Raw genomic sequence first — 6,629 nt, forward strand, 5'->3', positions numbered from 1 at the left:
ACGTCTAGTCGTTCCCGTTGTTGACTTCATAGCTGAAGCCGAAGTTGAAGCCGCTGAAGAGGATCAGGTCGGACAGCTGGCGGACGGTGTCGCCGGCCTCGGCCAGCCCGGTCTTGGGAATGAACAGCAGGTCGTCGGGCTGCAGATAGGCCATGGCCGCAGCCTTGTCCTTGAGCACCGCCTTGATGTCGTAGGTGCGGGAGATGACCTGGTCGCCCTGGCGGTTGACCACCATCACCTCGCTGAGGTTGGAGCGCGGGGTATAGCCGCGGGCCAGGGTGAGCGCCTCGAGCACGGAAATCGGCCGGCGCACCGCGTAGGCGCCCGGCTGGCCGACCTCGCCGAGCACGAACACCTCGTTGGCCGCGCTGTTTTTGAGCAGCACGTCCACCTTCAGCGGGCCGACTTCGGAGGCGTAGCGGCGGCTGACGGTCTGCTGCAGGTCGTCGAGGGTGACCCCGGCCAGCGCCATGCTGCCGAGCATCGGGAAGGTCGCCCGGCCGTCCGGGCCGATGGTGATTTCGCGGCTCATGCCGCCCCCGGGACTGAACAGGGTGTCGCGCAGGTTCTGCAGGTTGCTCTGCGCGCGCGGCACCGAGGCGGAGATGATCGGGTTGCGCAGGGTCTGGGAATAGAGATCGACCAGCTTGGCCTCGACTTCCTTGACGGTCAGGCCGGAAACCTTCACCGAGCCGACGTATTCCAGGCTGACCGTGCCGTCCGGCATGACCGTCTTGGAGCCGCTCATGCCGCGGGCGGAGACGAAATTCAGTTCCAGCTGGTCGCCGCTCTGGATCCGGTAGGCGGCGTTGGAGTCCAGGGCGATGTGATAGATCACCTCCAGCACATCATGCGGGCGCAGGACCTGGCGGACCGGCAGAATTTCGGTGCGCCCGGCCAGCTCCTCGGGCGCCGAGAGAATCTGGGCCTGCATGATGCGCTCCTGGCTGCTGCAGCCGAGCAACGTGCCCAGCAGCAGGGCTGATGCGAGTCCTTTCGTGGCGTTCATCCTGGTCTCCCTCACAGATAGCGATACAGCCATTTCGGCGTGTAGTAGCGGCGTGCATTGAAAATGCTGCCCAGCAGGTTGGCGTTGGCCTGGCGTAGGCGCTGCACCGCGGCCTGGGCGACTTCCCAGCGGGTTTCCTCGCCGCGCACCACCAGGATCACCCCGTCGACCCGTGCGGCCAGGCCGAGGCTGTAGCTGCTGGAGTAGATGGCTTCGCCATCGATCACCACGAAGCGGTAATCCGCCGAAAGGGCGCTGAACAGCTGCGGAATACGCTCGTGCGGCAGATGCCGGTTGCGGCCCTGCGGAACGCCCAGCGGCAGCACGTCGAAGGGCTGGTCGGGGTGCGGATACACGCACTGGCCCAGCCGCTCCGGCATGTCGTCGCCAGCCAGCAGATCCAGCAGCCCGGGCGCGCCGTTGAGCTGGAACAGCGAGGTCAGTCCGCGCGGCGACGGGCTGGCATCCACCAGCAGCACCTTGCCGGCGCTGGACAGCGCCAGCTGGCGGGCCAGGGTCAGGGCGCTGGTGGTGCCGCCGCAGCCGGAGTTGGGCGCGGTGATCAGCAGCGTTCGGCAGGCCGGATCGAGAACCGTGGCGATCAGGTTGCTCTCGCTGGCTTCGAGGATGGGTTTGTCGCGCTCCACGGGGAGTCCGACTTCGTTGGCGCTGAGCATGTTCATGTACGGCTGCTCCAGGTAAGAAACGATGCGATGCGGGCGTTAACCGGCCCCATGGCCGGAAAGCACCTTGGCGGGGGTCTTGAGCAGGATCTGCAGGTCCTGCAGGGGCCCCTGCTGGCGGATGTACTGCATGTCCAGGTGCACGCGGTCGTCGAAATCCACGTCACTGCGTCCGGAGATCTGCCAGAGTCCGGTCATGCCCGGGTAGGTGCTGAGCCGGCCGAGGTGATGGCTGTGGTAGCGCGAGGCGTTGAAGGAGGTGGGGCGCGGCCCGACCAGGCGCATGTCGCCGAGGACCACGTTGATCAGGTTGGGCAGCTCGTCGAGGCTGGTCTGGCGCAGCCAGCGGCCGATCGGCGTGATGCGCGGATCGTTGTCGATCTTGAAGTCGACCGAGTCGGCGCCGTGCTTGTTGAGATGGCGCAGGGACTCCTTGAGCGCTTCGGCGTTGGCCACCATGGTGCGGAACTTGAACATGCCGAAGCGGCGGCCGCGGTAACCGGTGCGCTGCTGAATGAAGAACACGGGGCCCGGATCCTGCCACTTGATCAGCAAGGCCATGCCCAGCAGCAGTGGCGCCAGCAGCACCAGCAGCAGCAGGGCGCCGGCGGCGTCCAGCCAGCGTTTGGTGCGCGACAGGTTCCACGGCCTGCCGCCGGCGCGCCCGGTAATCCAGCCACGGTCCTGAATGTAGAGGTTCTCCCCGATCGTCTTGCGCAAGGCGGGATCGAGGCGCTTTTCGCGGGTTCCCAGCAACGGTTTGCTATGCGAAGCAGTCATGCCGAACGGTCTCCTCAACGAGTCAGGGCGATCTGCCCGGGCGAAACGGCGCCGGGCCGGGCAGATGCGTCCGGGTGGTAGTAGGCGCGAAACCACTCCACGAACCGGGCGATTCCCTCGTCGAGGCCGATCCGTGGCGAAAAACCGGTGAGCCGCTGCAGGTCGCTGGCATCCGCGCAGGTGCTCAGCACATCACCAGGTTGCAGGGGCTTGAGCTGCACCTGGGCCGGGTGTCCCAGGTGTCTTTCCAGCGTGGCGACGTATTCCAGCAGCTCCACCGGCGATTGCCCGCCGATGTTGAGCAGCCGCCAGGGCGCCATGCTGCTGGCCGGATCCGGCCGGTCCCGATCCCAGGCCGAATCGGGGCTCGGCGGATGATCGAGCAGGCGCACCAGCCCCTCGACGATGTCGTCGATGTAGGTGAAGTCGCGCTGGTGCTGACCGTGGTTGAACAGTTGCAGCGGCTGCCCCGCGCTGATGGCGCGGGCGAACTGGATGGGCGACATGTCCGGCCGCCCCCAGGGGCCGTACACGGTGAAGAAGCGCAGGCCGGTGCAGGGAATGCCGAACAGATGGCTGTAGGCATGCGCCATCGCCTCGTTGGCCTTCTTGGTCGCCGCGTACAGCGAGAGCGGGTGGTCGACGTTGTCATGCACCGAATAGGGCGTGTGCTGATTGGCGCCGTACACCGAGCTGGACGAGGCATACAGCAGGTGCTCGACGGGGTTGGCGCGGCAGCCTTCGAGGACATTCAGGAACGCCTCGATGTTGCTGCTGGTGTAGGCGCGTGGCTGATGCAGCGAGTGGCGCACGCCGGCCTGGGCGGCCAGGTGGATGACGGCATCGGGCTGGACTTCGGCGAACAGCTCGGCAGTGGCCTGGGCATCGGCGAGGTCCAGGCGCAGCAGCGGGAAATCGCCCGCCTGTTCGCGCACCCAGTCGACCCGCGCCTCCTTGAGGGCGGGGTCGTAGTAGTCGTTGAAGTTGTCCACGCCGACCACCCGGTGCCCGTCGCGCAACAGGCGCGATGCGCAATGCGCGCCGATGAAGCCGGCGGCTCCAGTCAACAGGATCTTCATTGTGGGCTCGCTTGGCTGACGGGAGCGATGTGAGGCAGGCCGATGCCCAGGTAGTGCAGGCCGGCGCCGGCCACCTGGGCCGGGTTGTAGAGGTTGCGGCCATCGATGACCACCCGTGCGCGCAACTGGCTGGCGAGCCAGTCGAAATCCACCACGCGGAAGGCCTTCCATTCGGTGCAGATCACCAGGGCGTCGGCGTCCAGCAGGGTGTCGTCGCGGGTCGGGCAGAGCACCAGGTCGCTGCGATGGCCATACAGGCGCCGGCATTCGGCCATGGCTTCCGGGTCGTAGGCGCGCACCGTGGCGCCTTCGCGCCACAGCGCTTCCATCAGGTAGCGGCTGGGCGCCTCGCGCATGTCGTCGGTGTTCGGCTTGAAGGCCAGGCCCCAGAGCGCGATGGCCTTGCCGGCCAGGCCTTCCGGAAACTGCTGGCGCAGCTTGGCCAGCAGGATGTGCCGCTGGCTGTCATTGATGTCGCTGACGGTCTGCAGCAGACGCAGCGGCATGCCGCTGCGCTCGGCGGTGTGCAGCAGGGCGCGGATGTCCTTCGGAAAGCAGGAACCGCCGAAGCCGCAACCGGGGTAGATGAAGTGGTAACCGATGCGCGGATCGGAACCGATGCCCTTGCGCACCGCCTCGATGTCGGCGCCCAGGCGTTCGGCGAGGTTGGCCAGCTCGTTCATGAAGCTGATGCGCGTGGCCAGCATGGCGTTGGCCGCGTACTTGGTGAGCTCGGCGCTGCGGTTGTCCATCCACATGAGCTTGTCGTGGTTGCGACAGAACGGCGCGTAGAGCTCGGCCAGCTGGACACGGGCCTGCTCGTCGTCGGTGCCGAGGATGATGCGGTCGGGGCGCATGCAGTCGGCGACCGCGCTGCCTTCCTTGAGGAATTCGGGGTTGGAGACCATGCGCACCCGCAGGTGCTGCTTGCCCAGGCGGGTCAGCTCCTCATGGGCAGTCTGTTCGACCTGATGGGCGGTGCCCACCGGGACGGTGGATTTGATGATCAGCGTGCGATCGCCCTGCATCTGCGCGGCGATCTCGCGGGTCACGTTCAGCACATGGCTGAGATCGGCCGACCCATCCTCGTCCGGGGGCGTACCCACGGCAATGAAGATCAGCTCGCCATGGGCGACGGCGTCGCTGGCCTGGGTACTGAACGACAGGCGGCCGGCCTTCAGGTTGTCTTCGAGCAGGGTCGACAGGCCCGGCTCGTGGATCGTGGGCACGCCACGCTGCAGTTGCTTGATCTTGTTGGCGTCGATGTCGACGCAAACGACGCGGTGGCCGACATCGGCCATGGTAGCGGCTTGGACTAATCCTACGTAGCCGGTACCGAATACGCTTACATCCATGTCTAGCGCCCCTTCGGCAAGGTATGTGTTGCGCCTACAGGTATAGGTGATGGGTCCGGGAAACTGTCAAGGAACCAGGACCCCTGTTCGGCGGAGCTGGCAGCGTAGATCACCCTGGAAAATCTGCAGGCGACGAATGGTGAAAAAACGGCCTGGTTCCGGCTGGCTTGGAAGGCGGAGGGGAAAGCACCTAGAATTCGCGTTTTCCTTGCAGCGTGACGCCGCCTTCGTGCGGCCTCACAAGGGCTTGCCGATGTCCGATTTCGATTTTTCCCAGCGGTTTCTCTTCGATGACAACGACGTGCGCGGCGAACTGGTCGCGCTCGAAGACAGTTATCAGCACGTGCTGGCCAAGCATGCCTATCCCGAGCCGGTGGCCCGTCTGCTGGGCGAAATGCTGGCGGCGGCCGCCCTGCTGGCCGGCAACCTGAAGTTCGAAGGCCTGCTGGTGCTGCAGGCGCGCTCGTCCGGTCCGGTGCCGTTGCTGATGGTGGAGTGTTCCAGCGAGCGCGAGGTGCGCGGCATTGCCCGCTACCACGCCGAGCAGATCGAGGCGCAGGCGGGCCTGCGCGAGCTGATGCCCGAGGGGGTGCTGGCACTGACCGTCGATCCGAAGGAAGGCCAGCGCTATCAGGGCATCGTGGCGCTGGACGGTGCCGATCTGGCCGAATGCCTGAGCCTGTATTTCGTCAATTCTGAGCAGTTGCCCACACGTTTCTGGCTGGAATCCGACAGCCGGCGCGCGCGCGGGTTGCTGCTCCAGGCGCTGCCGGCCGACCGGCTGCGCGACCCGGAGGAGCGTCAGGCCGCCTGGGAGCATGTCACCACCCTGGCCGACACCCTGCGTGCCGAAGAGCTGCTGGAGCTGGACAACGAGACCCTGCTGCATCGCCTGTATCACCAGGAACAGGTGCGCCTGTTCGACGCGCTGCCGCTAGAGTTCCGGTGCAGCTGTTCGCGCGAGCGTTCGGCGCGGGCACTGGTCAGCCTGGGCGAGGACGATGCGCGCCGGTTGCTTGAGGAAGAAGGCGGCACGCTGAGCATCGATTGCCAGTTCTGCAACCACCGCTACCTGTTCGATGCCGCCGATCTGGCCCAGTTGTTCGCCGGCGGAGGCAGCGACCAGCCGTCCCTGACGCGGCACTGAGGACGGGCGAGCCTTCAAGAGGCTGGCTCAATCGAAGCGATAGTTAGCCTTCATTTGAAGCGCTCCCTAAGGCGCTGCGTTTCTGGCATAATCCGCAGCACTTTTTTTCTGTAGTGGAACCCTGGCGGGCACTACACAGCAACAGAGAGGGCTCGGCAGCCGCCGACGAGGACGCACATGACGCAAGGTAACACTACTGTTTACACCGATATCAGCCCCGCCCAGCTGGTCGAGGAAGCGCTGCGCCGCGGCGAAGGCCAACTGGCTGCCAACGGTGCACTGGTTGTTCGTACCGGCCATCGTACCGGGCGCTCTCCGGCCGACCGCTTCATCGTCGACGAGCCGAGCACCCGCGAGCAGATCGGCTGGGGCGCGATCAACCGCCCCTTCCCCGCCGACAAGTTCGACGCCCTGTGGGACCGCGTCGTGGCGTTCAACAACGCCCAGGATCATTTCGTCTCCCATGTGCACGTCGGCTCGGCCGGCGAGCACTACCTGCCGGTCAAGATGACCACCCAGACCGCCTGGCAGAACCTGTTCGGCCGTCAGCTGTTCATCAACCCGCACACCTACAAC

The 6,629-nt window shown here is 66.0% G+C and carries 7 protein-coding genes; 2 read left to right on the forward strand and 5 right to left on the reverse strand.

The genetic code is table 11. The annotated features are described in order from the left end of the window. Positions 1–4: 4 nt before the first annotated feature. Genes VL129_RS09335 through VL129_RS09355 form a run of 5 tightly spaced genes read right to left on the reverse strand, consistent with a single transcriptional unit; the run spans position 5 to position 4,906 of the window. Positions 5–1,009, reverse strand: a complete 1,005-nt coding sequence (locus tag VL129_RS09335) for a polysaccharide biosynthesis/export family protein (RefSeq protein ID WP_325412373.1) — start codon at positions 1,007–1,009, stop codon at positions 5–7. A gap of 11 nt (positions 1,010–1,020) precedes the next feature. Next, positions 1,021–1,692, reverse strand: coding sequence for a CpsD/CapB family tyrosine-protein kinase (locus VL129_RS09340; RefSeq protein WP_414705180.1), 672 nt, complete (start codon positions 1,690–1,692; stop codon positions 1,021–1,023). Positions 1,693–1,731: 39 nt separating this feature from the next. Beyond that, complete coding sequence (locus VL129_RS09345; RefSeq protein ID WP_325412375.1) at positions 1,732–2,472, reverse strand: sugar transferase; 741 nt, start codon at positions 2,470–2,472, stop codon at positions 1,732–1,734. 14 nt (positions 2,473–2,486) lie between these two features. Continuing rightward, positions 2,487–3,551: an NAD-dependent epimerase gene (locus VL129_RS09350; RefSeq protein WP_325412377.1), complete on the reverse strand. Its 1,065-nt coding sequence runs from the start codon at positions 3,549–3,551 to the stop codon at positions 2,487–2,489. After that, positions 3,548–4,906 (reverse strand): UDP-glucose dehydrogenase family protein, encoded by a 1,359-nt coding sequence (locus tag VL129_RS09355; protein ID WP_325412379.1) that lies wholly within the window; start codon positions 4,904–4,906, stop codon positions 3,548–3,550. The genes VL129_RS09350 and VL129_RS09355 overlap by 4 nt, the downstream gene beginning before the upstream one ends. 253 nt (positions 4,907–5,159) lie before the next feature. On the opposite strand from VL129_RS09355, the gene hslO reads away from it, so the two are divergent. Together hslO and VL129_RS09365 are read left to right on the forward strand one after the other, a co-directional pair. Further along, the gene (gene hslO, locus VL129_RS09360) at positions 5,160–6,053 is read left to right on the forward strand and encodes an Hsp33 family molecular chaperone HslO (protein ID WP_325412381.1); all 894 of its coding nucleotides are present in this window, start codon (positions 5,160–5,162) and stop codon (positions 6,051–6,053) included. 177 nt (positions 6,054–6,230) lie between these two features. Beyond that, positions 6,231–6,629: phosphoenolpyruvate carboxykinase (ATP) (locus tag VL129_RS09365; protein WP_325412383.1), on the forward strand; the 399-nt coding region annotated here is incomplete at its 3' end.

Origin of the sequence: Pseudomonas sp. (genome assembly GCF_035497915.1) — a bacterium.
In the GTDB taxonomy this organism is placed as follows: domain Bacteria; phylum Pseudomonadota; class Gammaproteobacteria; order Pseudomonadales; family Pseudomonadaceae; genus Serpens.